The organism is Streptomyces sp. NPDC001843 (assembly GCF_042891955.1).
GTDB lineage: Bacteria > Actinomycetota > Actinomycetes > Streptomycetales > Streptomycetaceae > Streptomyces.
In genome coordinates this window covers 98,072-123,896 of sequence record NZ_JBIATQ010000013.1, presented here as the reverse complement: position 1 = coordinate 123,896, position 25,825 = coordinate 98,072, and the positions used below count along the sequence as shown (strand labels likewise).

The 25,825-nt window shown below is 71.2% G+C and carries 25 protein-coding genes, 1 tRNA gene and 1 pseudogene; 8 read left to right on the top strand and 19 right to left on the bottom strand.

Annotation, left to right across the window (positions count from 1 at the left end; translation table 11 throughout):
- Positions 1-2 precede the first annotated feature (2 nt).
- Positions 3-1,451, top strand: a complete 1,449-nt coding sequence (locus ACFYZQ_RS29665) for a tetratricopeptide repeat protein (protein WP_389154128.1) — start codon at positions 3-5, stop codon at positions 1,449-1,451.
- A gap of 16 nt (positions 1,452-1,467) precedes the next feature.
- Here ACFYZQ_RS29665 and hppD read toward each other — a convergent pair whose 3' ends face one another.
- Complete coding sequence (hppD, locus tag ACFYZQ_RS29660; protein WP_389154125.1) at positions 1,468-2,616, bottom strand: 4-hydroxyphenylpyruvate dioxygenase; 1,149 nt, start codon at positions 2,614-2,616, stop codon at positions 1,468-1,470.
- A gap of 123 nt (positions 2,617-2,739) precedes the next feature.
- Here hppD and ACFYZQ_RS29655 point away from each other — a divergent pair, with 123 nt between their 5' ends.
- The 3 genes from ACFYZQ_RS29655 to ACFYZQ_RS29645 all read left to right on the top strand — a co-directional run bounded on the left by ACFYZQ_RS29655 (position 2,740) and on the right by ACFYZQ_RS29645 (position 4,081).
- Positions 2,740-3,222 (top strand): Lrp/AsnC family transcriptional regulator, encoded by a 483-nt coding sequence (locus tag ACFYZQ_RS29655; RefSeq protein WP_389154123.1) that lies wholly within the window; start codon positions 2,740-2,742, stop codon positions 3,220-3,222.
- 81 nt (positions 3,223-3,303) lie between these two features.
- The gene (locus ACFYZQ_RS29650) at positions 3,304-3,885 is read left to right on the top strand and encodes an ArsR/SmtB family transcription factor (protein WP_389154120.1); all 582 of its coding nucleotides are present in this window, start codon (positions 3,304-3,306) and stop codon (positions 3,883-3,885) included.
- A gap of 19 nt (positions 3,886-3,904) precedes the next feature.
- Entirely contained in the window at positions 3,905-4,081 is a 177-nt protein-coding gene (locus ACFYZQ_RS29645; RefSeq protein WP_389154117.1) for a hypothetical protein, read from the top strand.
- Here the strand turns inward: ACFYZQ_RS29645 and ACFYZQ_RS29640 are convergent.
- The 6 genes from ACFYZQ_RS29640 to ACFYZQ_RS29615 form a co-directional block, all read right to left on the bottom strand.
- The gene (locus tag ACFYZQ_RS29640; protein WP_389154114.1) at positions 4,078-4,866 is read right to left on the bottom strand and encodes a S16 family serine protease; all 789 of its coding nucleotides are present in this window, start codon (positions 4,864-4,866) and stop codon (positions 4,078-4,080) included. The genes ACFYZQ_RS29645 and ACFYZQ_RS29640 overlap by 4 nt on opposite strands.
- Before the next feature lie 231 nt (positions 4,867-5,097).
- Entirely contained in the window at positions 5,098-5,739 is a 642-nt protein-coding gene (locus ACFYZQ_RS29635; RefSeq protein WP_389154112.1) for an IclR family transcriptional regulator, read from the bottom strand.
- A gap of 311 nt (positions 5,740-6,050) precedes the next feature.
- Complete coding sequence (locus ACFYZQ_RS29630) at positions 6,051-7,850, bottom strand: DEAD/DEAH box helicase (RefSeq protein ID WP_389154109.1); 1,800 nt, start codon at positions 7,848-7,850, stop codon at positions 6,051-6,053.
- Between the two features lie 129 nt (positions 7,851-7,979).
- Positions 7,980-8,360 carry a type II toxin-antitoxin system death-on-curing family toxin gene (locus tag ACFYZQ_RS29625; protein WP_389154106.1) on the bottom strand — a complete coding sequence of 127 codons (381 nt, stop codon included), beginning with the start codon at positions 8,358-8,360 and terminating at the stop codon, positions 7,980-7,982.
- Entirely contained in the window at positions 8,357-8,557 is a 201-nt protein-coding gene (locus tag ACFYZQ_RS29620) for a ribbon-helix-helix protein, CopG family (RefSeq protein ID WP_389154103.1), read from the bottom strand. Before ACFYZQ_RS29620 ends, ACFYZQ_RS29625 begins: the two co-directional genes overlap by 4 nt.
- 40 nt (positions 8,558-8,597) lie before the next feature.
- A complete protein-coding gene (locus ACFYZQ_RS29615) occupies positions 8,598-10,031 on the bottom strand; it encodes an MFS transporter (RefSeq protein ID WP_389154100.1) in 1,434 nt (477 codons plus the stop codon).
- Positions 10,032-10,218: 187 nt separating this feature from the next.
- Here ACFYZQ_RS29615 and ACFYZQ_RS29610 point away from each other — a divergent pair.
- Positions 10,219-10,293, top strand: a tRNA-Cys gene (locus ACFYZQ_RS29610).
- A 212-nt stretch (positions 10,294-10,505) separates the two neighbouring features.
- Positions 10,506-11,138, top strand: a complete 633-nt coding sequence (locus tag ACFYZQ_RS29605; protein WP_389154097.1) for a DUF6368 family protein — start codon at positions 10,506-10,508, stop codon at positions 11,136-11,138.
- A gap of 639 nt (positions 11,139-11,777) precedes the next feature.
- Here the strand turns inward: ACFYZQ_RS29605 and ACFYZQ_RS29600 are convergent.
- Together ACFYZQ_RS29600 and ACFYZQ_RS29595 are read right to left on the bottom strand one after the other, a co-directional pair.
- Positions 11,778-12,023 carry a DUF2283 domain-containing protein gene (locus tag ACFYZQ_RS29600; protein ID WP_389154094.1) on the bottom strand — a complete coding sequence of 82 codons (246 nt, stop codon included), beginning with the start codon at positions 12,021-12,023 and terminating at the stop codon, positions 11,778-11,780.
- 69 nt (positions 12,024-12,092) lie between these two features.
- A pseudogene (locus ACFYZQ_RS29595) lies at positions 12,093-12,785 on the bottom strand (transposase family protein); the annotation flags it as partial.
- 166 nt (positions 12,786-12,951) lie between these two features.
- On the opposite strand from ACFYZQ_RS29595, the gene ACFYZQ_RS29590 reads away from it, so the two are divergent.
- The gene (locus ACFYZQ_RS29590) at positions 12,952-13,659 is read left to right on the top strand and encodes a hypothetical protein (protein ID WP_389154091.1); all 708 of its coding nucleotides are present in this window, start codon (positions 12,952-12,954) and stop codon (positions 13,657-13,659) included.
- Between the two features lie 8 nt (positions 13,660-13,667).
- On the opposite strand, the gene ACFYZQ_RS29585 is transcribed toward ACFYZQ_RS29590, so the two are convergent.
- From ACFYZQ_RS29585 to ACFYZQ_RS29545, 9 genes are all read right to left on the bottom strand, one after another.
- Positions 13,668-14,819 carry an SUKH-4 family immunity protein gene (locus ACFYZQ_RS29585; RefSeq protein WP_389154088.1) on the bottom strand — a complete coding sequence of 384 codons (1,152 nt, stop codon included), beginning with the start codon at positions 14,817-14,819 and terminating at the stop codon, positions 13,668-13,670.
- 151 nt (positions 14,820-14,970) lie between these two features.
- Positions 14,971-15,504, bottom strand: coding sequence for an AAA family ATPase (locus ACFYZQ_RS29580; protein ID WP_389154086.1), 534 nt, complete (start codon positions 15,502-15,504; stop codon positions 14,971-14,973).
- 16 nt (positions 15,505-15,520) lie between these two features.
- A complete protein-coding gene (locus ACFYZQ_RS29575) occupies positions 15,521-15,646 on the bottom strand; it encodes a hypothetical protein (RefSeq protein WP_389154084.1) in 126 nt (41 codons plus the stop codon).
- A gap of 17 nt (positions 15,647-15,663) precedes the next feature.
- Positions 15,664-17,973: a xanthine dehydrogenase family protein molybdopterin-binding subunit gene (locus ACFYZQ_RS29570; protein WP_389154081.1), complete on the bottom strand. Its 2,310-nt coding sequence runs from the start codon at positions 17,971-17,973 to the stop codon at positions 15,664-15,666.
- Positions 17,970-19,571: a 2Fe-2S iron-sulfur cluster-binding protein gene (locus ACFYZQ_RS29565; RefSeq protein WP_389154078.1), complete on the bottom strand. Its 1,602-nt coding sequence runs from the start codon at positions 19,569-19,571 to the stop codon at positions 17,970-17,972. The genes ACFYZQ_RS29570 and ACFYZQ_RS29565 overlap by 4 nt, the downstream gene beginning before the upstream one ends.
- On the bottom strand, positions 19,568-20,461 hold the full coding sequence (locus ACFYZQ_RS29560; protein ID WP_389154075.1) for an FAD binding domain-containing protein: 894 nt from the start codon (positions 20,459-20,461) through the stop codon (positions 19,568-19,570). Before ACFYZQ_RS29560 ends, ACFYZQ_RS29565 begins: the two co-directional genes overlap by 4 nt.
- A gap of 235 nt (positions 20,462-20,696) precedes the next feature.
- The gene (locus ACFYZQ_RS29555) at positions 20,697-22,319 is read right to left on the bottom strand and encodes a beta-N-acetylhexosaminidase (RefSeq protein ID WP_389154072.1); all 1,623 of its coding nucleotides are present in this window, start codon (positions 22,317-22,319) and stop codon (positions 20,697-20,699) included.
- A gap of 207 nt (positions 22,320-22,526) precedes the next feature.
- Positions 22,527-22,805, bottom strand: a complete 279-nt coding sequence (locus ACFYZQ_RS29550) for a DUF3039 domain-containing protein (RefSeq protein ID WP_388803936.1) — start codon at positions 22,803-22,805, stop codon at positions 22,527-22,529.
- Between the two features lie 29 nt (positions 22,806-22,834).
- Entirely contained in the window at positions 22,835-23,407 is a 573-nt protein-coding gene (locus ACFYZQ_RS29545) for a YqgE/AlgH family protein (protein WP_389154601.1), read from the bottom strand.
- A 333-nt stretch (positions 23,408-23,740) separates the two neighbouring features.
- Here ACFYZQ_RS29545 and murA point away from each other — a divergent pair, with 333 nt between their 5' ends.
- Entirely contained in the window at positions 23,741-25,081 is a 1,341-nt protein-coding gene (murA, locus tag ACFYZQ_RS29540) for a UDP-N-acetylglucosamine 1-carboxyvinyltransferase (protein ID WP_388803930.1), read from the top strand.
- Positions 25,082-25,434: 353 nt separating this feature from the next.
- Here murA and ACFYZQ_RS29535 read toward each other — a convergent pair whose 3' ends face one another.
- Positions 25,435-25,716 (bottom strand): HU family DNA-binding protein, encoded by a 282-nt coding sequence (locus tag ACFYZQ_RS29535; protein WP_067273695.1) that lies wholly within the window; start codon positions 25,714-25,716, stop codon positions 25,435-25,437.
- Positions 25,717-25,825 lie beyond the last annotated feature (109 nt).

Below are 25,825 nucleotides of genomic sequence, written 5' to 3'. Positions count from 1 at the left end.
GCATGGAGAAGCGACAGTCCGGTCCGGGTACGTCCCTGGTCGCCGAGCGGCCCCGGCGGCGTCTGCGCATGCTGCGGCGGGTGCTGATGGCCTCGGTGACGGGCACCGCGGCGGTCGGCGGGGCGCTGATGCTGCTGCCGAAGGAGCCGTCCGTCACCGGCCCGCCCGCACCCGCGCCCGGTCCGCGGGCCCCGGCCGCGGTGACCTCCGGGGTGCCGGCCGCGCTGCCCGAGCTGACCCGGCTGATCGGGGACCGGGAGAACCATCTGCGGACGCATCCCCGGGACGCGCGGGCGTGGGCGGTACTGGGCACCGCCTACCTGCAGCGGGGGCGGCAGACCGCCGACGCCGCGAACTACCCGCAGGCCGAGCACGCGCTGCAGACCTCCCTCGAGGTCGCGGGCGGCGCGAACGTCGAGGCGCTGGAGGGGCTCGCGGCGCTGGCGAACACGCGCCGGGACTTCGCAGCGGCCAGGGAGTGGGGCGAGCAGGCGAACAAGCTCGCGCCGAAGCGGTGGACGACGTACGCGGTGCTGATCGACTCCTACACCGGGCTCGGCGACTACAAGGCGAGCCGGAGCACGCTGGACAAGCTGATGGCGCTGCGCACCGGCGCCGCCGCCCGCCCGGCGGTGATGGCGCGGGCGTCCGCGGTGTACCGCGACCGGGGCTGGCGCGAGGACGCGGCGGCCCAGCTCTCCGACGCGGCGGCGGCCGCCCGCAGCCCCGCCGAGCGGGCCGACTACCTCACCCGTGCCGGCCAGCTCGCCTGGGAGCGCGGCGACCGCCAGGACGCGCTGCGGCACTTCGACGCGGCGCTGCGCGCGGACCCCGGGCAGCGGGCCGCGACGGCCGGCCGGGGCCGCGTACTGGCCGCGCTGGGCCGGACCTCCGAGGCGCTGACCGCCTACCGGTCGGCGCTCAGCGGGCAGCCCTGCCCCGAGTACGCCCTGGAGCTGGGCGAGCTGTACGAGTCGCTGGGCAGACAGGAGGAGGCGCAGGCCCAGTACGACCTGGTGCGGACCCGGGCGGAGCGGGACCAGGCCGGCGGGGTGGACGAGGAGCTGCTCCTCGGGCGGTTCGAGGAGGACCACGGGAACCGGGAGGACGCCGTGGTGCTGCTGGAGGACGAGTGGGAGCGGCAGCCCGGCATCGAGGTGGCGGACGCCCTGGGCTGGGCACTGCACCGGGTGGGTGACGACGAGGAGGCGCTGCACTACGCCCGGGTCGCCACGGACAAGGACAAGGGCGGCGGGGTGCGCAGCGCGCTGTACTCGTTCCACCTGGGCATGATCGAGGGGGAGCTGGACCAGACCGGGCCCGCGCGCCGCCATCTGCAGGAGGCGCTGCGGATCAACCCGTACTTCTCGCCGTTGCGGGTGCCGGTCGCACGGGAGGCGCTGGCCCGGTTGGGTGAACCCCCCGACGACGAACCGCCGCCGGAGGGCTGACCCGGGACCCGGAGCGTCACAGGTTGCCGCGCCGCTCCTGTTCCCGCTCGATCGCCTCGAACAGGGCCTTGAAGTTGCCCTTGCCGAAGCCCATGGAGCCGTGCCGTTCGATGATCTCGAAGAAGACGGTCGGACGGTCCTGGACCGGCTTGGTGAAGATCTGCAGGAGGTAGCCGTCCTCGTCGCGGTCGGCGAGGATCTTCAGCTCGCGCAGGGTCTCCACGGGGACGCGGGTGTCGCCGACCCACTCGCCGAGGGTGTCGTAGTAGGTGTCGGGGGTGTCCAGGAACTCCACACCGGCCGCGCGCATGGTGCGTACCGTCTGCACGATGTCGTTCGTGTTCAGCGCGATGTGCTGGACACCGGCGCCGCCGTAGAACTCCAGGTACTCGTCGATCTGGGACTTCTTCTTGGCGATCGCGGGCTCGTTGATCGGGAACTTCACCTTGAGCGTGCCGTCGGCGACGACCTTCGACATCAGGGCGCTGTACTCGGTGGCGATGTCGTCGCCCACGAACTCCTTCATGTTCGTGAAGCCCATGACCTTGTTGTAGAACTCCACCCACTCGTTCATCCGGCCGAGTTCGACGTTGCCGACGCAGTGGTCGACGGCCTGGAAGGTGCGCTGGGCGGGCGGTTCGACCATCGGCTTCGCGGCCACGTAGCCGGGCAGGTACGGCCCGTCGTAGCCGGAGCGTTCGACGAGGGTGTGGCGGGTCTCGCCGTAGGTGGCGATGGCGGCGAGGACGACGGTGCCGTGCTCGTCCTTCACCTCGTAGGGCTCGGCGACGGAGCGGGCGCCGTGCTCGATCGCGTAGGTGTACGCGGCGCGGGCGTCCGGGACCTCGATCGCCAGGTCGATGACGCCGTCGCCGTGCTCGGCCACGTGCTGTGCGAGGAAGTGACCCCAGGTCGTGGCGGGCTTGATCACGGAGGTGAACACGAAGCGGGCGGAGCCGTTCTCCAGGACGTAAGCAGCGGTCTCCCGGCTGCCGTTCTCCGGTCCGGAGTAGGCGACCAGCCGCATGCCGAAGGCGGTGGAGTAGTAGTGCGCCGCCTGCTTGGCGTTGCCCACGGCGAAGACGACCGCGTCCATTCCCTTGACCGGGAAGGGGTCGGCCTGCCGGGCGGTCGTGACGGGAGTGTGCTCTGTGGTCTGCGTCATAGCGGAAGCGTGACCCTGGTCGGCAAGGTGCGCAACAGTTCACGTATTCGCTGGGCAATCTGCTCAGCGACGTGGCGCCGTCGACGGTATTTCTGTACAGGATGACCATCTCAGGAGGCGGATATGGCGATCGATCGGCTGGACGGGCGCATCATCGTGCTGCTGGCCCGGGAGCCGCGGATCGGGGTCCTCGAGATGTCCCGGCGGCTGGGGGTGGCACGGGGCACGGTGCAGGCCCGGCTGGACCGGCTCCAGTCGAACGGGGTCATCCGCGGGTTCGGCCCGCAGGTGGACCCGGCGGCCATCGGCTATCCGGTCACGGCGTTCGCCACACTGGAGATCCGACAGGGCCAGGGACCCGACGTACGCGCCCATCTGGCGACCGTGCCGGAGGTGCTGGAGCTGCACACCACGACCGGCAGCGGGGACATGCTCTGCCGGCTGGTGGCCCGCTCCAACGCCGACCTCCAGCGGGTGATCGACCGGGTCGTCGGTTTCGACGGCATCGTCCGGGCCGCCACGGCGATCGTGATGGAGAACCCGGTTCCGCTGCGGATCATCCCGCTCGTGGAGCAGGCGGCGGAACAGGCGGAGGGGGCGGGGTGAGGTGGGGCCGGGCGGGCATGCAAAGGAGTTGATGCAAAAGAATCGTTGCAAAGAGTTTTTTGCAACGCTATCTTTGTACGCATGACGGAGCAGCCCCAGAAACTCCGGCGCCTCGACGCCCGCGCACTGCGTGGCCTGGCCCACCCCCTGCGGATGCAGTTGCTGAACGCCCTACGACAGCGCGGCCCGGCAACCGCGTCCCAACTGGCCACGCGGCTCGGTGAGTCGAGCGGCGCGACCAGCTACCACCTGCGCCAGCTCGCCGCACACGGCTTCGTGGAGGACGCCCCGGAGCACGGCAAGGGACGGGAGCGCTGGTGGCGTGCGGTGGACGAGGGGGTGGTCTTCGACAACACCGAGTTCGACAGCGCCGGCCCCGAGGTGCGGGGGGCCGCCGAGCTGTTCCTGCAGGAGATCGCCAACACCCACGCCCGTGAGACGTCCACCTGGCTCGGCACCCGTGACCACTGGTCCGAGGCGTGGACACGCGCCTCCCACATGAGCGACATGAGTCTGCGACTCACGCCCGAGCTCGCCGGTGAACTCGGCGACAAGATGCTCGAACTGATCGACAGCTACCGCGACCGCGTCGCCCACGAGGACACGCCCGCCTCGGAGCGCGTACGCATCCACATGCACCTCTTCCCCGTCGAAACCGACTGAGCCGGACCGAGAGGCCCCCATGTACACCGAGACCCAGCTCGCCCAGCACCGCATCGCCGACCTGCGCGCCCAGGCCGACGCCCACCGGCTCGCCTTGGCGGCCCGGGGGCCCGGCGAGCTTCGTACGCGCCTCGGCTGGACCCTCGTCGAGGTCGGCCTGCGGCTCGCCGCGGCCCCGAGGCCGGCGGTCGCCTAGCAGCTCGGTACGGAGCCCTGCCCCTTCTCGAGGGCCACCAGGGAGTTCACCGCGCCCTTGAGGGTGGTCACCGGAACCAGCCGGAGCCCCTTCGGCAGCTCCGCCTTCGCGTCGGCGCACTCGGCCTTCGGGACCAGGAAGACGGTCGCGCCGTCCCGCCGCGCGGCCTGCGTCTTCAGTGCCACGCCGCCGACCGCGCCCACCTTGCCGTCGGCGCTGATCGTCCCCGTGCCCGCGATGGTGCGGCCGCCCGTCAGGTCACCGCCGCCACCGTCGCCGTGCAGTTTGTCGATGATCCCGAGGGAGAACAGCAGACCCGCGCTGGGCCCGCCGACGTCGGCGAGCCTGAGGGTGACCTTGACGTCCTTGCTGCTCAGCTTCAGGTACTTCAGCGCCGCCGCGGTCGCCGCGTCCTGGGACTGCTGCATCTGCTCGACGTTGTGCTTCTCGATCTCCTTGACGGTGTTCCCTTGGTAGACGGCGTCGTGCGGCATGACCGCGCGGTCCGTGCGGAACCAGTTGTCGAGCACGTCGCCCAGCGACACGCGCGTGTCCGGGCCGGTCGCCACGATCGTCACCATCCGCAGCTGTCCGTTCGTCGCGCGGGTCGGCTCGCCGGAGACGGTGATCACCTGGGTGCCCTTGTTCTTGCCCAGCACGTTCGCCGTCGGCCCGGGCTGCGCCACCGAGAACGGCAGCGGGGCGAGGACCGCCGTGGCGATCAGGGCCGCGACGGGCAGGGCACAGACGGCGGCAGCCTGGGGACGTGAGAGACGAGAGAGCACAGGTTCAATCTACGGGACGCCCAGTTCCGGCCCCGCCCGGTCAGCCGCGTACAGATCCCGTCGCTGCGGCCAGTCGTGCCGCTGGGGCGGCACGGGGGGGGCGCAGCGACACCCCGCCAGCGCGGGCAAGCGAAACCGTCCCCCGCACCGGACCCTGGCCGGCAGCTCACCCGGGCCCAGATCACCGAGCCCAGCTCACCCCGCCCAGCCAGACGCAGCGTCACCGCCGCGTCACCGCAACGCCTCCGCCACCTCCCGTGCCGCGTCGACGACGCGCGGCCCCACCCGCTCCGGCACGGCGTCGGCCAGCATGACCACGCCGACGCTGCCCTCCACGCCCGTGACCCCGAGCAGGGGCGCCGCCGCCCCGCTGGCCCCGGCCTCGAGCTCGCCGTGCGTCAGGGTGTACCCGGGGTCCGCCGACGGCGAGTGCCGCGCGGAGAGGATCGCCCTGCCCGCGGCCCCGCGGTCCAGCGGATGCCGGAAACCGGCCCGGTAGGCCACGTGGTAGTCCGTCCACGTCGGCTCGACCACGGCGACGGCCAGCGCCTCGCTCCCGTCCACCAGCGTGAGGTGGGCGGTCGCCCCGATGTCCTCCGCCAGCGACCTGAGCGCGGGCAGCGCGGCCTCCCGTACCAACGGGTGCACCTGCCGGCCCAGTCGCAGCACACCCAGTCCGACGCGGGCTCGCCCGCCGAGATCACGCCGTACGAGCGCATGTTGTTCGAGGGTGGCGAGCAACCGGTACACCACGGTCCGGTTCACGCCCAGTTTGGTGGACAGCTCGGTGACGGTCAGCCCGTGGTCGGTGTCGGCGAGCAGTTTGAGGACGCGCAGTCCCCGGTCGAGCGTCTGAGAGGTCTCCGCGGTCACGACGCCCACTCCTTCGGTGGTGAGGTCGGCGACCCCTGGGTGAGGGATGCGTCACCGAGTCCCGTCAGCGACGCTTCAGAGGCCGCCGATCGGCAGACGGTCCCGGCGGCTCCGGGACCGGTCGCTTCACGGCTGCGCTCCGCGGCGGCGCTGCCACGGGGCGTGTGCGTAGCGGGACAGTAGCGAAGCGGGTTCGCTGAGCGGAAGCCTCCGTCCAGAATCCGGGCATGACCCGGCATGGCCTGCGACCTTCGTCCTGATACGTGCGGCGCGCTTCCCGTGCCGTACGCCCCTGGGTCCGCGCGGGCGGGTCACCTCATGCGCGTCGCCCACTCCTGCACCTTGGCGATCCGCTGGCGGAGCTGCCCGGCCGTGGCCTCGGCGCTCGGCGGGCCGCCGCACACGCGCCGCAGTTCGGTGTGGATCACCCCGTGCGGCTTGCCGCTCTGGTGGACGTACGCGCCGACCATGGTGTTGAGCTGCTTGCGCAGCTCCATCATCTCCTTGTGGGAGACGACGGGCCGCCGCTCGGCGGGCAGCTCCAGCAGGTCGGCCTCCTCGTCCGGCTTCTTGCGGCTGTGCGCGATCTGCCGGGCCTGCCGCTTCTGCAGCAGCAGTTGGACCTGGTCGGGTTCGAGGAGCCCGGGGATGCCGAGGTAGTCCTGCTCCTCCTCGCTGCCCGGGTGGGCCTGCATGCCGAACTCGGCGCCGTCGTACAGGACCCGGTCGAAGACGGCGTCGGACTCCAGCGCCTCGAAGGGCAGCATGTCCTGCTCACCGGTGTCCTCGTCCTGCTCCTTGTTCGCCTCCTCCATCTCCTTCTCGGACTCGGCGTACGGGTCCTCCTCGCCCTCCTTCTTCGGCTTGTCGAGGGCGTGGTCGCGCTCGACCTCCATCTCGTTGGCGAAGGTGAGCAGGTCGGGAACGGTCGGCAGGAAGACGGACGCGGTCTCACCGCGCCGCCGGGACCGTACGAAACGGCCGACGGCCTGCGCGAAGAACAGCGGGGTGGAGATGGTGGTGGCGTACACGCCGACCGCGAGCCGGGGCACGTCGACGCCCTCGGACACCATGCGGACGGCGACCATCCAGCGGTCGTTGTTCCCGCTGAACTCGTCGATCCGGCTCGAGGCGCCGGCGTCGTCGGACAGCACGAGGGTGGCCTTGCTGCCGGTGATCTCACGGATCAGCTTGGCGTACGCGCGCGCCGAGTCCTGGTCGGAGGCGATGACGAGGGCGCCCGCGTCCGGGATGGCCTTCCTGACCTCGGTCAGCCGCTGGTCGGCGGCGCGCAGCACGGCGGGCATCCATTCGCCGCGCGGGTCCAGCGCGGTGCGCCAGGCCTGGCTGACGGCGTCCTTCGTCATCGGCTCGCCGAGCCGGGCGGCGACCTCGTCACCGGCCTTCGTGCGCCAGCGCATGTTGCCGCTGTAGGAGAGGAAGATGACGGGCCGGACGACGTGGTCGGCGAGCGCGTTGCCGTACCCGTACGTGTAGTCGGCGGCGGACCGCCGGATCCCGTCCTGACCCTCCTCGTACGTGACGAAGGGGATGGGGTTGGTGTCGGAGCGGAACGGTGTGCCGGTGAGCGCGAGCCGCCGGGTGGCCGGCTCGAACGCCTCCAGGCACGCCTCGCCCCAGGACTTGGAGTCACCGGCGTGGTGGATCTCGTCGAGGATGACGAGGGTCTTGCGCTGCTCGACCCGGTTGCGGTGCAGCATGGGACGCACGCCGACACCGGCGTACGTCACCGCGACGCCCTGGTAGTCCTTCCCCAGGGGTCCCGCGCTGTACTCGGGGTCGAGCTTGATGCCTATCCGCGCGGCCGCCTCCGCCCACTGCTTCTTCAGGTGCTCGGTCGGCGCGACCACGGTCACCTGCTGCACGACGTGGTGGTGCAGCAGCCAGGAGGCGAGCGTCAGCGCGAAGGTCGTCTTGCCGGCGCCCGGCGTGGCGACGGCGAGGAAGTCACGCGGCTGCTCCTGGATGTACTTCTCCATCGCCCCCTGCTGCCAGGCACGCAGCTTGCTGGCGGTGCCCCAGGGGGCACGGCCCGGGAAGGCGGGCGAGAGGTGGTGGTTGTGCGTGGAGGAAGCGGCGGTGGTAGTCACGGTCTCCGTGGATCTGGACGTCGGGCTGCTCGTCTGCGTATGACAACCGGGCCACCCTACCGGCGGCCCGCCGGTACCGACGCGCGGACGAGGCCGGGTCAACGGCGGGTGGGACTCACGTCACATCGGCTACTCGGCCAGCCCCCTGAGCGCCTCGCCGATGACCTTGACCTCCTCCAGGCTTCCGGTCGCTACGGCGATGACAAGACGCTCGGCCGCGTCGATGTCCGGACGCAACTGCACCTCGTTCATCGCCAGAAAGACGACACAGGACACCCAGGCCGTGCGCTTGTTCCCGTCGACGAAGGGACGGTTGATCGCCAGTGACTGCAGCAGGGCCGCGGCCTTGCCGAAGAGGTCGGTGTACGCCTCCTGCCCGAACATCGAAGCCGAGGGGCGGTGCACGGCCGACTCCAGCAGACCCGCGTCACGCACGACGGCGACCTGGTCATCGACCGCGTGTTCGGCGATGGCCAGGACATTCTCGGCCGACAGATAGACACAGGTCACTTGAGCCGCTCCAGCAGCTCGGCCCATTTGGCGGTCTGCTCCTTAGCGGCCTTACGGACCAAGGCCTCATGAGCCGTCCGGGCCAAATAGTCGTCCACCGCCCGCAGCACTATGGCGTGCATACTGACGCCCTCCTCCTCGGCTCGCACCTTCAGGGCTTCCGTCTGGTCGTCGCGGAGACGCAGGTTCATGGCCATACCAGAATGGTACTACCCCATGGGGTCATATTGGTACCGCTCACCGTTGCCTCAACCGTGTCGTCACCCAGGCCCCGATCAGCGCCACCCCGGCCATCGGCAGGAACACCGCGGCGAATGCGCCCGCAGGTGCGCCGGTGTGGCCGTCTGCCGTGACCGCCGGACTGCCGCCACCCAGGGCGGCGAAGGCCGCTCCGGTCGCCGCGAGGAGGACGACGTTGGCGAGGGCGTCAGAGATCTGCAGTGCGGCCGAGTTGGTGCCGGCCTCCTCCGGGGCGGACAACTGGAACAGGAGCACGCCGGCGGAGGAGATCACCAGTCCCATGCCGAAGCAGCCGAAAGCCCAGGCGACGGCGACGGTCCACACCGGCACGGCGGGGATCAGCACACTGGGCGCGGTGGTGATGGCGGCCGCCACCAGCAGCATTCCGGCGGTCATCAGTCGTTCCCGGTGCGGTGCGAACCGTGTCCGTGACTGCACCCACGAGCCCAGTGCCCAGGTCGCCCCGCCCGCCGCGAGCGAGAAGCCCGCCAGTGTCGGCGACAGCCCCCGCTGGGTGACCAGCATCAGCGGCACGAAGGACTCGGAGGCGATGAAGGACCCCGCGGCGACCCCGCGCAGCAGCACGACCGACGGCAGCCCGCGGGCCGCCCGGTAGGTGCCGCGCGGCAGGAGGCCGAGCACGGCCGGCACGAGCAGCGCGGCGCCCGCGGCACCGGGCAGCAGGGAGACCCACCGCAGGTCCTGCGCGGCGTACTGCAGCAGTCCCGCGCCGAGGGAGATCCCGAGCGCGAGCCGGATGCGCCGCCGGTCGAACGTGGCCACCGTCTCCTCGTCGACGGGTCCCGCGGCCCGCCGCCGTATCTGCGGCAGCGCGAGGGCCAGCGGGAGGACGACCAGCACCGGTATGCCGAGGAACACCCAGCGCCAGCCGAGGTGCTCGGTCACCGCTCCCGCCGCCAGCGGGCCGACGACCGACGGCACGACCCAGCCGGCGGCGAAGGCCGCCATGATGGCGGCCCGCAGCCGCTCGGGATAGGCCCGGCCCACGACGACGTACAAGGCGACGATCACCAGCCCGCCGCCGAAGCCCTGCACGGCCCGCCCCACGATGAACACCCACATCGCCCCGGCGGTCCCGGCCACCACCAGCCCGGCCGCGAAGGCCCCGATCCCGGTGGTGAGCGGCCCGAGCGGCCCCCGCCGGTCGGACCACTGTCCGGCGAGCACCATCCCGAACAGGCTCGTCGTGAAATACCCGGAGAACGCGAACGCGTACAGCGACACCCCGTCCAGCTCCCGCGCGGCGACCGGCATCGCCGTCCCCACCGCGGTCGCCTCGAAGGCGATCAGCACCACGACGGACACGATCCCGACGGTCAGCGCCCGGTAGGCCCGCCCGAGGACCGTGTCCTCTGCTGCTCCGTCGACAGGGGCGGCGACTTCGGCATCGCGTCGTTCAAGGGCGTCCATGACCGCCAGCGTAAGGCGCACGGCCTGGTTTGACCCCTGTCCGAGGTCGCCCACGACCTGCGACCTTGGTCGTACGCCCCGTCTGTCCCGCCCCTCGTTCATGAACGCCGTATGGCAGTCCCGTTGCAGCCCCGGCGCTTCCCTTGAGCCCCTCCCCCGCCCCGCCCTACGGTCGTCTCGTCAACACGGCCGTGTGCCCGAGTGGTTCAGGGACTCGCCTGCAAAGCGAGTTACGCGGGTTCGATTCCCGCCACGGCCTCCAGTACCTGACCAGGCAAAATAGAAGGGCGGCACCCCTTGGGGTGCCGCCCTTCTATTGGTCCGTCTCAATTCGCGTCTCAATCGGCACAACTACGTCGCTAGTGCTCTGACCGCATAGGTGCGCCGGGTTGGCGGCGTCGGTGCTCGGACCGGCTGGACTCGGCGAGGGAACAATCTGCGCGGTCGCGGGGCCAATCAAACTAGGCTCCCAGCATGTCTGGTCCGACGTTGGTGATCGAGTTGGCGGAGCCGCTCTCCCCCGCTGTGCTGCAGGAGTTCCGCGCGTTGATGGTGGGGCTCTGCTCCCACTTCGACGAGAAGCGGCCCGGGTTCTTCGACGTCAACGTGGCCGCAGAGCGACTGGGCGTCGAGGACAGGCGAGAGAAGGACTGGCGAAAGCCGTTCCCGCTTCCGCTCCTCGGCAACACCATCGCGGACGAGGAGCTCACAGCCCTGGTGGGATTCAATCCGCAGCGCGAGGACTGGCGTCGGCCCTTCCTGGTCTACTTGATGGGGCCGAGCGTCGGCGACGAGAGCACCTTCGAGGCTGAGCACGCGGACGAGCCCGAGGTGGAAGCCATCCTCGGCTTCAGACCGACCCATGCCGTCAATGTCAGCGCCGGCTGCAATCGCGAGATCGACCACGCGACCACGGCCCTGCTGACCGCCGCTGTCATGGACGTCATCGGAGGCGTGGCCAAAGCCGAACTGCTGGACGGGCAGGCATCGGTCGTCGCTGGCCTTCCGGGGGTGTTGGGCATCGCGGACGACGACTGGATGGCGCTGGGAACGGCGGAGTTCCTGCGGGCCTGGGTTGGGCACCCCGCCTTTCGGTTGGTCAAGTAGCCCAGACAGATCCGCGGCGGATGTCGTGCTGTGACCTGGAACCTTCGCCAGGTTGCCTGATCATGCGGCGAGAGCGGGCCGGCCGCCCCAGCGGATGCCTTTCTCGCTGCGGACACGGGCGCGTTCCTTGTCAATATCGACGCCCTGAGCCGCTGCACTCTTTGCAGCGGATCCGTTTAGAATTTGTACCAAATTGGCTCACGCTTTGACCGTCCCAAAACATGTTTGGGCTCTCGTAGTTGTAACCACCGGTCCCGGAGCAAGCAAGGCACATGTTGCGACGCCTCGCTTCTGCAGCTTCCTCGGCCCGCTTTTTCATCCAGCGCCGCAAGCCCACGGCTTCTCCTAATCGATCTTTGGATTCCTTCGGGACTCACTCACTCACTCAGGGTCGTTCCCATTCACAGTGCATTCTATGCCGCACTGTTCGTGATCTGACCCTGATTGCAGCGAATCATTTTTTGGGATGTGGGATACTCTGATCTGCTTGCGCGCCACTGATACAGATGTTGCTAGTGCCGTCAATGAGATGAATAGGGCGAGCAGGCTGAACAATCATGGATGCACTCATGTAGTGAGCCTTTTCCAACCTGCTGCAAAGTGCGCACTGCGGTCGCCGAGAGCATGGTGCTCGCCTGTTCATGCGCCTTCGCTGTCCAGCCGCTCCGCGGACTGGAGCAGGTACTCGGGCAGTTTTGAACTGGCGGCCAGCACCTCGATCCCGATGAGGCGGCCTTGCTCGTCGAAGTCGAGGTTGATCATGGCGTCAACGTCCACCGGATCGCAGGGATACATGCGCGCGGACTTCACGCGGGCCTGCGGTTCGGTGAGGTACACGTACGCTGCGTCCACAGTCTTGTCGTAGGTGACTCTGAAGTCTGCCACGGTGGGCGGGCTCCCTTGCTGTCGTTGATGGCGGCGCTGCCCTTGTCCATGTCACAGGCCGCACCGGCCTCAGGCTGGCGTGGCGAGGTGCAACGCCAGGACGGCCTTGACGATGTCGGTGATGCGGACAGTGCTGCAACGGAGTTTGCGCAGGAGCCGCCAACTCTTCAGGGTGGCGTTGGCCTGCTCGCCGACTGCTCGGATCCTGGCGTGGGAGGAGTTCACCGCCCGCTTCCCGGCTGGGAGCGCGCTCCAGCGGCCCCGGTAAGGCAGCAGGATCGTCCCCCTGGCTCCCTGATATCCCTTGTCTGCCCACGTCCGGATGCCGGCATGGGTGAGTGCTTCGATGATGCCGTGGGTGCGTGCGGCCTTGATGTCGTGGACGGCACCCGGCAGGGTAGGTGAGGCCCAGAGCAGGCGTCCGAACGTATCGGCGATGACCTGGACGTTCATGCCGTGGCGCTTGTGCTTGCCAGAGTAGAAGGGGCGGTCAGCGGCGATGCGGTCGATGAAAAGCAGGGTGCCGTCCAAGATCACGAACGCCTTGTTGGCGGCGACGGTCATGGCCTGCTGAAGGGTGGGGGCGAGGGCGGCCAGGACCTCAACCGCCTCGGCGATGTACCGGTAGACGGTGGCCAGCCCGATCCCGAAGCCGAACGCGAGTTGGGCTTACGTGTGCCCGCAGCGCAGGTGGGCCAGGACGAGTAGGGCCTGTCGGTCTGCGGTCAGGCGGCGCCAGCGCGTGCCCGTCGTATCGCGCCGCCTGGTCACAGAGGACCCGCCTCGGCAGCCGTGAGTTGGAAAACGCTCGCTGGGTCTGACTACCGCCAAGGTCAAAGTCCCTGACTGGGCATCAGGGCTATGTCAGGGTGACCTTGGGGCTGTCACCGATGGTGGGGTGTTGCTCGTGGTCGGCAGGCTGGTGGGCATGTCGAACGCCACTGCTGATCGTCCCCGCGCTTCCCTCGTCCGTCGCGCCGCCGTGTCCGTCTTGGGTGCCGCTGCCCTGGCCGGTGTCATGGGGGTGTACGCACCCGGTGTCGCCTCGGCCCAGTCCCAGGCGGCCGCTGATTTCAGTGACTGCCCGGCCCTGCCCGCCGGTGTCGATCCGGGAAAGTGGCGGTGCGAGGTGCACACCGCGGCGCCGAAGCTGACGATCGGCAAGGTCAGCGTGGCGCTCGCGCCGATCACCATGACGCATGCCGAAGGACCCCTCGCGGACGGTACCTCCGGGCAGGTGTGGGGCGCGATGCACAGTGCGCCTACCGCGCTGGGGGACGGGTTGCCGGCGATACGGACGGAGTACGGCGGTCGGTTCGACGCCTACACCGGGCGGTCCAGTCTGCGCTTCCGCCTGCTGAGCCCATGGCTGCCGCACAGCTGCGTCATCGGGGCGGGCGCGCCGGTCGACTTCCAGTTCAAGCGGTCGGGGCCCTCCGTGTGGGTGTCGCAGGATCCGCCGGTCATCAAGTTCTCGGCGTACGACGACACCTTCACCGCGCCGGCCGCCGAGCACTGCGGGCCGCTGACCGGACCGCTCAACCGGCGGCTCGGCCTGCCGGCCACGAGCGGCAACCTGATGACCTACGACGCCACCTACACCTTCAAGACCTACGACCAGTTGCCCGAGCGCTGACCGGCCGCTCAGAGCACGCCGCCCGCCTCGTCCTGGAAGAGGTCCGTCCAGTAGTGCCAGGACGCGTGCGTCGTGGTGGTGGTCGGGTCGAGGGACGCCAGGGTCTGGATCATCGCCGCGGCCAGTTGGTCGTAGGCCTCGGTGGTCAGTTCGTGGCCCAGGTGGGCGTCGATCCTGCGTTCGTGGTGGAGGAGCCAGAGGGTGAAGGCGAGGGTGGAGACGTCCGTGTTCAGGGGGTGCAGGGTCGCCTCGGGCTCGCTGAAGTTCAGGACCTCGCCCGTCCTGCCGTCGATCACCAGGCTGTTCTCCTCCACCAGGTGGCCGAGGCGTATCAGGTGGTCGGCGTGGGCGGGGAGAGCCTCGAGGGGGTAGTCGTCGGCGCGTTCCGAGGCGAAGTACTCCGTGAGCGTGGGGAGGGGGACGTCCGTCTCCAGGTGGAAGAGGACCGCGTTCTCCGGCAGGCCGGTCTCGCGCAGGAAGCGGCGGGTCGGCTCGTGGGTGAGCGCGGCCGGGAAGTCGACCTCCTCGAAGCGGGCCACCCGGCCCTGACCGAACTCCTGGTCCAGCAGACGGGCGGGGAGGTCCAGGCTGAGGCCGGAGTCCGTGCCGGGGCCGGCGACCAGTGCGAGGGGGCGGATGAGTGCGGCCGCCTTCCAGTACGGCGGGACCTCGCCGCCCGTGCCCTCCTCGAAGAGGGCCAGGAGGCGGCGGGACGCCTCCGTGGCCGCCTTGGTGCCGTGACGGCCCGCGTATGCGGCGAACTCGCCCCGGAGTGCGGCGAGTTCCTCCGTGACCGAGGCGAACCGGACCAGCGCCTCCAGCGAGGGCGCGAAGGGCCGGCTGTCCATCGCCTCGAAGAGGTACGTGGTCGTGATCTCGCCCGTGTCGCCGTCGAGAAGGAGCGATTCCGTCTCCATCCCGGCCGGGTACAGCAGTTCGCCTATGACCAGCCGGTCCCGCAGATGCTCGGCCGGGTCGTCCGCGGCGTCCGCGAGCGTGCGCAGGCCTGTCGTGCGGAGCGGGTCGAACGTCAACAGGCCGCTGTCGCCGGGCAGTCCGGGGCCGGTCAGCCAATGGCGGGTCGGCGCGTGCGTGACGTACGGACCGAGGTCGTCCTCGGTCAGGGTGATCACCGCTACACCGGCGTCGGTCGTGCTCATCGCTCCCCCGCGATTCAGTCGTACGTGGTGCGTCGTACGTGGTGCCGCACTGCGTGGTGCGCACTGCGTAGTGCGTGAGCGGGACACGAGCTGTCCCTCACTGATCGGAACACTACGCCGACCCACTGACAACGCCCCTCAGGAGAGGACGTCAGGCGACCCGGGCCCGTTCCGCCCCCGCGAGAATCGCGTCCACCGTCTCGGTCACCGTCAGCTCGGAGGTGTCCAGCCAGAGTCCCGTGCGGGGCGTTTCCGTCCGCAGCGCCGCGTCCAACCGCGCCACCGTCCACGCGCCGTACCCGGTCTTCGGCCGCACGGCCTCCCGTGCCGCGACCACTTCGGGCGCCGGGACGAGCACGACCGCGTACAGCGGGCGGGTGCGGACCAGTGCGAGGTACGCGGTCAGGTCCCCGCCGAGCAGTACGTCCTGCACGACCGCTGTGAACCCGGCCGCCGCGTACGCGTCCGCGGTCGCCGCCGAGAGGCTGCGGCGCAGGCGGAGTTGGGTCTCGGCCTCGCTGCCGGGGGCGGAGCCCGGGACGTACTCCTCGCGGCCCGAGACGATCATCCGGCGGAAGACGTCCCCGCGCACGTGCGCCGCGCGCGGGAGCCTCTCCGCCAGGGCCTGGGCCACGGTCGACTTTCCGGACGCCATCACCCCGGTGACGACCACGACCCCGTGCATCAGCGGACCCCGTACCTCAGGTGAAGTAGATCCCGCCCAGCACGACCACGACCGCCGCCACCACGAACAGCAGGATCCACAGCAGCAGCTTGCCGACCGCCGGCGGCGGCTCGTAGCGCGGCTCCGGCGACTCCTGCGGCACCTGAGGCTCCTGGCCGGTCACTGGGCCGTCACCACCGCTGCCTGCGGGCGGATCGGGAGGCGGTTGACCGGACGGCCGGTCGCCGCGCGGACGGCGGAGGCGATGGCCGCCGGGGAGGTGACCACCGGCACCGCGCTGGCCGCCTTCGCGCCGAAGGGGGCGACCACGTCGCGTTCCTCGACGAGTTTGACGATCCGGATGTCGGGGGCGTCCAGGGCCGTGGGCAGCGCGTACCCGGTGAGGTCGGGGTGGCGGATCAGGCCGCGCGGGGTGCGCAGGTTCTCGGTGAGCGCGATGCCGACGCCCTGGGTGACGCCCGCCTCGATACGGGCCTCGAGCTGGGCCGGGTTGAGCACGCGGCCCACGTCCTGGGCGACGGCCAGTTCCACGACCCGTACGGAGCCGAGTTCGATGTCGACGTCCACCACCGCGCGGACCGCGCAGAAGGCCAGCCCCACGAAGGCGTCGCCCTGGCCGGAGGCGTCCAGTGGTTCGGTGGGGTGGGGGCGGCACTGGGCCGTGGCCCAGAGCTCCTTGCCCTCCAGCGCCTCGGTGACCGTGGTGGACAGCACACCGTCGTACGACGTGATCTTGCCGTCGGTGATCTGGAGCAGCTCGGTGGACATGCCGAACTTGTGCGCCAGGGGCTGCAGGAGCTGAGTGCGGACCATCTTGGCCGCCCGTTCCACCGCGCCGCCCGACACCCAGGTGTGGCGGCCGTGGCAGCTCGGGCCGGCCGGGGGCTGGTCGGTGTCCACGGGTGCCACGTGCACCTCGTCGATGCCGAGCGTCTCCTGGACGATCTGCCGGGCCAGCGTGGTGAAGCCCTGGCCGGTCTCCACCGCCGCGCAGAGCACGGTGGCGATGCCGTCGTGGACCTTCACCGTCGCCGTCGAGACCTCGTCCGCGCCCTCCGCGCCGAGCATGTGCACCATGCCGACGCCGTAGCCGACGCCCCGGCGTACCGCGCCCGGCTCGCCCGCGCCCTCGGGGCCGCCGGGCAGCAGCCACTCGTCCTCGGGCGTGTCCTTGGGCAGCGGCGGGAGCGGGAAGTCCCGTACCGCCTGGAGGAGTTCGGCGACCGGCGCCGGGCAGGTGACCGTCTGGCCGATCGGGAGGACGTCGCCGGTCGCGAGGGCGTTGCGCAGGCGCACCTCCGCCGGGTCCAGGCCGAGTCTCTTGGCGAGCTTGTCCATCTGCGCCTCGTAGGCGGCGCACACCTGCATGGCGCCCTCGCCGCGCACATGGCCGGAGGGCGGGTTGTTGGTGCGCACGGCCCAGCCCTCGATGAAGGCGTTCGGGACGACGTACGGGCCGCAGGCGAAGGAGACGGCGGCGGCCAGGGCCTCGGCGGACGTGTCGGCGTACGCGCCCGCGTCGAGGAGGATCTGCGCCTCCACCTTGACCAGCATGCCGTCGGCGTCGGCGTGGTGGCGGTAACGCAGCAGTGTGGGATGGCGGTGGGCGTGGCCGAGGAAGGACTCCTCGCGGCTCGCGGTCAGTTTCACCGGGCAGCCGGTCTTCAGGGCCAGCAGTCCGAGCGGGAGCTGGAAGCCCTGGTCCTCGCGGTCGGCGGTGGCGCCGGGGACGCCGGTGACGACGACCTTCACGCGTTCGGGGGCCAGGCCGAAGACGGCGGCGGCGGTGTTCCGGTCGGTGTGCGGGTCGGTGGAGGCCAGGTAGAGCTCCACGCCGCCGTCGGGGCGGGGCACGGCGAGGCCCGCCTCCGCGCCGATGGGGGCCGGGTCCTGGCGGCCGATGCGGTACAGGCCCTCGACGACGATCTCGCCGTGCGCGTCCGGGTCGCCGTGGTGCAGCGGGATGTGCCGGATCAGGTTGCCGTCGGGGTGCAGCGGCTCGGCCTCGAAGGCCTGTTCGGGGTCGGTGACCGGGTCGAGCACCTCGTACTCGACGATGACGGCGGCCGCGGCCATCCGCGCGGTGTCGGGGTGGTCGGCGGCGACGGCGGCGATGGGCTCGCCGTGGTGGCGTACGACGTCGGAGGCGAACACCGGGCGGTCGGGGGTGCCCCGGCCGTGGCGCGGGGTGCCGGGGACGTCCTCGTGGGTGACGACGGCCCGTACGCCGGGCATCTCGCGCGCGTGGGAGGTGTCGATGGACAGGATGCGCGCGTGCGCGTGCGGGGAGCGCAGTACCGCCGCCCAGAGCAGTCCCTCGGCCCACAGGTCGGCGGCGTACGGGAAGGTGCCCTCGGTCTTGGCGCGGGCGTCGGCGGGGGGCAGGGAGGCGCCGAGGCCGTGCGGCACCGGGTCGGCGGCGGGGGCGGCCTCCGCGGCGGTGGTCGCGGTGGCGGTCTCGTTGCTCACGCCTGGCCTCCGTCCTGGCCGTAGTGCTGGTCGTGCGGTCCGGAACCGCCGAAGGCGCCTCCGGCCCCACCGAAGGTCCCTCCGGAACCACCGAAGACCCCTCCGGCACCGCCGAAGGTCCCCGGTGAGTCGAACGCCGACGTGTTGACGCCGCCGGCTCCCGGGCCCGCCTGGTGGGGAATACGTACGCCGTCCGTGTCCGTCTCGGTCTCGGCCGCGGTGTGTGCCTCGCGTTCGGCGACGACCTCCTGGACGGCGTCCAGGACACCGCGGTAGCCGGAGCAGCGGCACAGGTTGCCGCACAGCGCCTGACGCGCCTCCAGGTCGGTCGGTGCCGGGTTGCCCTCGAGCAGGTCGTGCACGGTCATCGCCATGCCGGGGACGCAGAAACCGCATTGCACCGCACCGCACCTGGCGAGCGCCCGCTGTACGTCGGAGGGCCGGCCGTCCACCGCGAGGCCCTCGACGGTGCGCACCTCGCTACCGGCGGCGGTGACGGCGGGGACCAGGCAGGAGGCGACGAGCCGCCCGTCGACCTGGACGTTGCAGGCCCCGCACTCGCCCTGCGAGCAGCCGTCCTTGGCCCCGGCGAGCCCGAGCCGCTCGCGCAGCACGTAAAGCAGCGACTCGCCGATCCAGGCGTCGGTGACGGGCCGCTCGGTGTCGTTCACGCGCAAGACGTAGGAGGCGAGCGGGTGTTCGTCGTGCGGGGGCGGCGGGGTCGCCTCGTCCGCCGCGGCGGGCCCCGGGGCGGGCGTCTCGTCCGGCGGCGCGGCCTCGTCGGCCGTGGCGGCCTCCTGCGCGACCTCCGGCTCGTCGGCGGGCCCCTCGTCCGTCTCCGGATCCGCGGGCGACCCAGCGAGCCCGTCAGGTGCCTGTGCGGCCTCCTGGGTGTCCGGGGCCGCCTCGGGGCCGTCCGCCTGCGCGGGCTCCGGCGTCTGCTCGGCCGGGTGCTCGGGGTAGGTCGCGGCGGGCCGGAACTCCTCGTGGGCGGAGTGCTCGGGCACCGGGTGGCCCGGATGTCCGGTGGGCACCTCCCCCGTCTGCTGCCCCCAGGGCTGCCCCGGCCCCTCCGTCGCCCAGGGCGCGGGCGCGCCACCCGGGAGGGTGGCCGGAGGGTTGCCGCCGGCGCCCCACTGCTCGACCAGCGAGGAGGTGGTGAACTCGCCCGATTCGTCCGGGAGGTCGCCCCCGGCCACTGGGATGGACCACTCACCGGTCACGTCGTGCCCGGGGGCCGGCGGGGCCACGGGCTCGTCGTAGGTCCAGTGCTGCGTGGCGGCGGGGTTGTACGTGAACCGGTCGTCCGGCTCCGCGCCCGTCCCCCGGGGCACGGCGTTCGGGTCAGGCCACTGGGCGCCGGCGTCCTGCACCGCCCAGGTGCCGCCCGCCGCCGGGTCGGCGCCCGGGTCGACTCCGGGGGCCACCGTTATCTGCGGCGGCACGTAGCCGTGACCCGGCGCGGCCAGGAGGGCGTCGATGCCGCCCTCGGGGAGCTTGACGAAGGCGGTGGCGCCGTCGTCGTAGTCGCCCTGGGGCAGCGGGTCCCAGCGCCCGCCTCCCTGGGGCGTGCCCTCTCCGTGCTGGTCGTCGGTCACGACAGCGCCCTCCCCAGTGCTCGTCGGGCCAGTGCGGCGACGGTGCGCCGCAGGTGCAGTACGGCGGGCGGAAGCTGCGGTACGGAGCCGTCCTGCTCCGGGGCCGGGTCGGGGATGCAGGCCGCGGCGACGTACTCACCGAAGGCGCTCAGCGCCTCCGGCACGATCACGCGGTCCCCGTCCCAGTCGATGAGCCGGGCGACCCACTGCTCGGCCTCCAGGGGCCGCAGGGGCATCGGCGCTATGGCACCCACCGCGCACCGCACTCCGCGCCGGGCCGGGTCGAGGACCAGCGCCACGGAGGCGACCGCCCGACCGGGACCGGTCCGTCCGGTGGCCTTCAGGAAGACCTGCGGGGCGTGCAGCAGCGGCACGCGCACGTAGCCGATGAGCTCGCCGCCGCGCAGCATGTCGACCCCGGCCAGCAGGTGCGAGACCGGGAGTTCCCGGCGGGCCCCGCCCGGGCCCGCGATGATCAGCGTCGCCTCCAGGGCGGCCAGGACCGGCAGCGCGTCACCGGTCGGCGCGGCCGAGGCGATGTTGCCGCCCAGGGTGCCCGCGTTGCGGATGTGCGGCGGACCGGCGGCGCGCGCGGCGGCGGCGAGCGCCGGGATGAGGGCCGCGAAGTCGGGGCGGCCCATGCGCGCGTGCGTGAGGCCGGCGCCGAGCAGCGCGTGGCCGTCCTGGTACTGCCAGCCGCGGATCTCGCTGATCCGGCCGAGGCCCACCAGGGCGGCCGGCCTGAGCTGCCCGGCGTTGACGGCGGCCATCAGGTCGGTGCCGCCGGCCACGGGCACGGCCGTGGGCATGGCGGCGAGCGCCGCCACGGCCTCGTCCAGTGTCGTGGGCAGCGTCACGGCCTGCGCCGCCTGCGGTGCGTGCGTGGTCAAACCGGCTGCCCCTTCCCGCTGCCCCACCTGGTCCTACCTGTGCTGCCGTACGGTACGTGCTGACAGGGCGGACGTGGCAACTCTGGCACATCTTCGCAGGGCCCGGACGCGGGGGTCCGCTAGGAGTGATTCACACCCGTCGCTGCGGAGATGGTCCGTTTTCATACGACATCATCGACGTACGGAGATTGACGCATTTCGCAGGTCTTTACGGGGTTCTTCCGTTGCGTTCGCCCTACCCGTTCGGGGGCGGGCCGTCGACCGGGCGTCCGAGCACCCCGGGCCGCCGCTGCCAGGGCCGGGGGCCGGCGGGCGGGCGGTAGGCGACACCCAGGGCGTCGAGCCGCCGGTAGTGGGCGGCCATCCGGCGCTCGAAGCCGGTGAAGTCCCGTTCCGCCGGGGCGGGCAGCGCGCTCCACGCCACCTCGGCGAAGGCGGCGAGCCGCGGGAAGGTCTGGTAGTCCACGCGCGCGGAGTCGTCCATCACCTCCGTCCACACGTTCGCCTGGGCGCCCAGCACATGCCGGGTCTGTTCTTCGTCCAGTTCCGGTGGAACCGGCTCGAACCGGTAGACGTCCTCCAGGGTGCGCACGTAGCCGATCGGTACGGGCTCGTCCTCGCCGGGCGCCTGGCGGTGGTCGAGGTACACGTGCTGCGAGGGGCACATGACGACGTCGTGGCCGGCCCGCGCGGCGGCGATCCCGCCCGCGTAACCGCGCCAGGAGGACACGGCCGCGCCCTCGGCGAGCCCGCCCTCGAGGATCTCGTCCCAGCCGATGAGCCGGCGGCCGCGCACGGAGAGCCACTTCGCGAAGTGGCCGATGAACCAGGACTGCAGTTCGTCCTCGTCCGCGAGACCGAGTTCCTTGATCCGGGACTGGGCGGCCGGCGATCGTCTCCACTGCTCCTTGGGGCATTCGTCGCCGCCGATGTGGATGAATTCCGAGGGGAAGAGAGCGAGAACTTCCTCGAACACCCCTTCGTAGAAGCGGAGGGTGCTGTCGGTGGGGGCGAGTACGTTGGGATTGATTCCCCAGGTGTCCCAGACGGAAAGGGCGGTGGTGTCGATGACGTCGGTGTTGCCGAGCTCCGGATACGCGGCGATGGCGGCCTGCGAGTGGCCCGGTACGTCGATTTCCGGAACCACGGTGATATGCCGTTCGGCGGCGTGGGCGACGATCTCCCGGATGTCGTCCTGGGTGTAGTAGCCGCCGTGCGGTTTTTCGTCCCACAGCGGTGAGGCCCCGTGCCCGATTTTCGTCCGCGCCCGCCAGGATCCGACCTCGGTCAGTCCCGGATATCGCTCGATCTCGATCCGCCAGCCCTGGTCGTCCGTCAGATGGAGATGGAGGACGTTGAGTTTGTGCGCGGCCAGGAGGTCCAGGTAGCGCAGCACGCCGTCCTTGGGCATGAAGTGCCGTGCGACGTCGAGCAGGAGGCCACGCCAGGCGAAGCGCGGTGCGTCCTCGACGATCTGGTGCGGGATCACATGGACGGCTCCCGGGCGCACGGGAGCCCGCCGGAAGGCGTCGGGGCCGAGCAGCTGACGCAGGGTCTGGGCGCCCCAGAAGACCCCGGCCGCGTCACCACCACGGATTTCGACCCCCCGGCCGGATACGACACCGAGCCGGTACGCCTCCGGCCCGAGCGTGTCGTCCAGGTGCAGGCGGACGGAGTTGCGCGCGTCCTGCGGCCCCGACGGCAGGGGCAGGCCGAGGGCCGCGCCGAGCGTGGCGCGCAGCCAGCGCTCCGTGGTGCCGGTACCCGGGCCGGCCCACAGGGTGGTGTCCCGGTCGAGCGTGACGGCGCAGCGCATCGGGCCCTCGATGGCGCGCGGTGCCGGAATCAGTTCGCTCACGTCAGTCCTCGTCCCCAGCCGGTACCCGAAGCTGTTGCACCATGCGCAACGAGCGTTCCGCAGATCACAACAGCACGAGGCTAGGGGCGCGCCGACCCGCCTACAAGAGGTCTCGACCACTCGCCCGCCCGAGCGCGCGAAGGCCCCCGGGCGTGCCGGACACCCCGGGGGCCTCGTCGGCGGCTGGGGACTGAACCCCAGCGGCCACTACTTGTCCTTGCCGCCCTCGTCGCCGCCGCTGTCCATGGACTCGTAGATCTCCTTGCACATGGGACACACGGGGTACTTCTTCGGGTCGCGGCCCGGCACCCACACCTTGCCGCAGAGCGCCACGACGGGGGTGCCGTCGAGGGCGCTCGCCATGATCTTGTCCTTCTGGACGTAGTGGGCGAAGCGCTCGTGGTCGCCGTCGCCGTGGGACACCTGCGGCGTCGGCTCTACGAGGGTCCCCGTACCAGTCCCGCGCTCGGGCTCGAGAGTGCTCATAAGCCCCAGAGTACTGAAGCTCGCGCCCTTCAGTTCAGCGAAGGGTCGTCCGGATAGGTGGCCACCATCGCCAGCTCGTTGCGCTGGCGGCGCAGGACCTCGCGCCAGAGTCTCTCGGGGGACGGCGAGGAGACGTCCCCGGGCTCAGACTCGACCACGTACCAGGCGCCCTCCGCCAGCTCGTCCTCCAGCTGGCCGGGGCCCCAGCCGGCGTATCCCGCGAAGATCCGCAGCGAGCCGAGGGCCGAGGCCAGCAGCTCGGGCGGGGCCTCCAGGTCGACGAGCCCGATCGCGCCGTGCACCCGGCGCCAGCCGAGCGGGGTGCGGTCGCCGCCCGCGCCACCGGGGATGACCGCGACGCCGAGTGCCGAGTCCAGCGACACCGGGCCGCCCTGGAAGACCACGCCGGGTTCGCCGGTGAGATCGGCCCAGCCCTCCAGGATGTCGCCCACGTCCACCGGGGTGGGACGGTTGAGGACGACACCGAGCGAGCCCTCCTCGTCGTGGTCGAGGAGCAGCACCACCGCACGGTCGAAGTTCGGGTCCGCCAGGGCGGGGGTAGCCACGAGCAGCCGCCCTGTGAGCGAGGACACCTCGGTCATGCCAGACATGATCCCGCATCTTCCCGTGGTGTGGGGAGCCAATCGGGGCCGGGGAGTGAATGCAGCTATGAATCGAAAGGTCTGGCCCGGTAGGGCCTCGTTTGAGGGCGGTGGTGGGAGACGGGAGGGTGCATTGGTGCACCCGGGCGCGCGCCCGGCCGGTGGTGACGCGATGTGGCCGGTGGTGAACGGTTCGTGTTGTGACACAGCTATGACCTAGCTGGGCGGTACTTGGGCTTACGGGAGGGGGGTAATCGGCGATTACCCTGTCTTCTCCGGCCCTGCGCAAAGTGATCGGCCGAACCCTGCCCGACTCCATGGAACGCGAGATTCATGACCGTCAACGACGATGTCCTGCTTGTCCACGGCGGCACCCCGCTGGAGGGCGAGATCCGTGTCCGCGGCGCGAAGAACCTCGTGCCCAAGGCCATGGTCGCCGCCCTGCTGGGGAGTGCGCCGAGCCGACTGCGCAACGTTCCGGACATCCGTGACGTGCGCGTCGTGCGCGGCCTGCTGCAGCTGCACGGGGTGACGGTCCGTCCGGGCGAGGAGCCCGGCGAACTGGTGCTCGACCCGACGTACGTGGAGAGCGCGAACGTCGCCGACATCGATGCCCACGCGGGTTCCAGCCGCATCCCGATCCTGTTCTGCGGTCCCCTGCTGCACCGTCTCGGCCACGCCTTCATCCCGGGCCTGGGAGGCTGCGACATCGGGGGCCGGCCCATCGACTTCCACTTCGACGTGCTGCGGCAGTTCGGCGCGACGATCGAGAAGCGCGCGGACGGCCAGTACCTGGAGGCTCCGCAGCGGCTGCGCGGTACGAAGATCCAGCTGCCGTACCCGTCCGTCGGGGCGACCGAGCAGGTGCTGCTGACGGCCGTACTCGCCGAGGGCGTCACCGAGTTGTCCAACGCGGCCGTCGAGCCGGAGATCGAGGACCTGATCTGCGTTCTGCAGAAGATGGGCGCGATCATCGCGATGGACACCGACCGCACGATCCGCATCACCGGTGTGGACAAGCTCGGCGGCTACACCCACCGCGCCCTCCCGGACCGCCTGGAGGCCGCGTCCTGGGCGTCGGCGGCGCTGGCGACCGAGGGTGACATCTACGTCCGGGGCGCCCAGCAGCGCTCGATGATGACGTTCCTGAACACCTACCGGAAGGTGGGCGGCGCCTTCGAGATCGACGACGAGGGCATCCGCTTCTGGCACCCCGGCGGGCAGTTGAAGTCGATCGCTCTGGAGACGGACGTGCACCCCGGCTTCCAGACGGACTGGCAGCAGCCGCTGGTGGTGGCCCTGACGCAGGCCACGGGCCTGTCGATCATCCACGAGACGGTCTACGAGTCCCGTCTGGGCTTCACCTCCGCCCTGAACCAGATGGGCGCGCACATCCAGCTCTACCGCGAGTGCCTGGGCGGCTCCGACTGCCGCTTCGGCCAGCGGAACTTCCTCCACTCCGCGGTCGTGTCGGGCCCCACCAAGCTCCAGGGCGCCGACCTGGTCATCCCCGACCTGCGCGGCGGCTTCTCGTACCTGATCGCCGCGCTGGCCGCCCAGGGCACGTCCCGGGTCCACGGCATCGAACTCATCAACCGGGGCTACGAGAACTTCATGGAGAAGCTGGTGGAGCTGGGCGCGAAGGTCGAGCTCCCCGGCAAAGCCCTCGGCTGAACCCGGCACGCCACCCACCCCGCCCGGAGCAGCCCGCTCCCGGCCGGGGGTCCGGGGGGCGTCCCCCGGGCAGGCACAGCATGGAGAAGCCGGTGGAGCTGGGCGCGAAGGTCGAGCTCCCCGGCAAAGCCCTCGGCTGAACCCGGCACGCCACCCACCCCCGCCCGGAGCAGCCCGCTCCCGGCCGGGGGGTAGGTCCGGGGGGCGTCCCCCGGGCAGCCCAGCCCGGCTGAGGGGCGGCCTGTAAGGGGTTCGAGGCCCTAATCACGATGGGGCGGCGCCCGGAGATCCGGGTGCCGCCCCATCGGGGTTCTACAGGCCGTACACCGTCCCGTGGCATACGGACGGCAAGGTCACTGGCCCTTGGCCGCTTCCTTGAGCTTGCTGCCCGCGGAGACCTTCACGCTGTAGCCGGCCGGGATGTTGATGGGCTCACCGGTCTGCGGGTTACGAGCGGTACGAGCGGCACGGTGGGTGCGCTCGAAGGTCAGGAAGCCAGGGATGGTGACCTTCTCGTCGCCCTTGGCGACGACCTCGCCGACGGTCTCGGCGAACGCGGCCAGCACGGCGTCGGCGTCCTTGCGGGTCACCTCGGCACGGTCGGCCAGCGCGGCCACCAGCTCACTGCGGTTCATTTTCTTACTCCCGTGTTCTTCTTGCCGTTGAGGCGTGCCACGCGGCTGAGCCGCATGTCGGGCACGGCCATGCCGATGCTGCCAGGGTCCTCGGTGAGTCCCCGGACCC

Excerpts from the sequence above, each read along its gene's own strand:
- ACFYZQ_RS29665 (WP_389154128.1), top strand. The coding sequence starts at position 3 with ATGGAGAAGCGACAGTCCGGTCCGGGTACGTCCCTGGTCGCCGAGCGG.
- hppD (WP_389154125.1), bottom strand. The coding sequence starts at position 2,616 with ATGACGCAGACCACAGAGCACACTCCCGTCACGACCGCCCGGCAGGCC.
- ACFYZQ_RS29655 (WP_389154123.1), top strand. The coding sequence starts at position 2,740 with ATGGCGATCGATCGGCTGGACGGGCGCATCATCGTGCTGCTGGCCCGG.
- ACFYZQ_RS29650 (WP_389154120.1), top strand. The coding sequence starts at position 3,304 with ATGACGGAGCAGCCCCAGAAACTCCGGCGCCTCGACGCCCGCGCACTG.
- ACFYZQ_RS29645 (WP_389154117.1), top strand. The coding sequence starts at position 3,905 with ATGTACACCGAGACCCAGCTCGCCCAGCACCGCATCGCCGACCTGCGC.
- ACFYZQ_RS29620 (WP_389154103.1), bottom strand. The coding sequence starts at position 8,557 with ATGGCCATGAACCTGCGTCTCCGCGACGACCAGACGGAAGCCCTGAAG.
- ACFYZQ_RS29615 (WP_389154100.1), bottom strand. The coding sequence starts at position 10,031 with ATGGACGCCCTTGAACGACGCGATGCCGAAGTCGCCGCCCCTGTCGAC.
- ACFYZQ_RS29605 (WP_389154097.1), top strand. The coding sequence starts at position 10,506 with ATGTCTGGTCCGACGTTGGTGATCGAGTTGGCGGAGCCGCTCTCCCCC.
- ACFYZQ_RS29590 (WP_389154091.1), top strand. The coding sequence starts at position 12,952 with ATGTCGAACGCCACTGCTGATCGTCCCCGCGCTTCCCTCGTCCGTCGC.
- ACFYZQ_RS29585 (WP_389154088.1), bottom strand. The coding sequence starts at position 14,819 with ATGAGCACGACCGACGCCGGTGTAGCGGTGATCACCCTGACCGAGGAC.
- ACFYZQ_RS29580 (WP_389154086.1), bottom strand. The coding sequence starts at position 15,504 with ATGCACGGGGTCGTGGTCGTCACCGGGGTGATGGCGTCCGGAAAGTCG.
- ACFYZQ_RS29550 (WP_388803936.1), bottom strand. The coding sequence starts at position 22,805 with ATGAGCACTCTCGAGCCCGAGCGCGGGACTGGTACGGGGACCCTCGTA.
- ACFYZQ_RS29545 (WP_389154601.1), bottom strand. The coding sequence starts at position 23,407 with ATGACCGAGGTGTCCTCGCTCACAGGGCGGCTGCTCGTGGCTACCCCC.
- murA (WP_388803930.1), top strand. The coding sequence starts at position 23,741 with ATGACCGTCAACGACGATGTCCTGCTTGTCCACGGCGGCACCCCGCTG.
- ACFYZQ_RS29535 (WP_067273695.1), bottom strand. The coding sequence starts at position 25,716 with ATGAACCGCAGTGAGCTGGTGGCCGCGCTGGCCGACCGTGCCGAGGTG.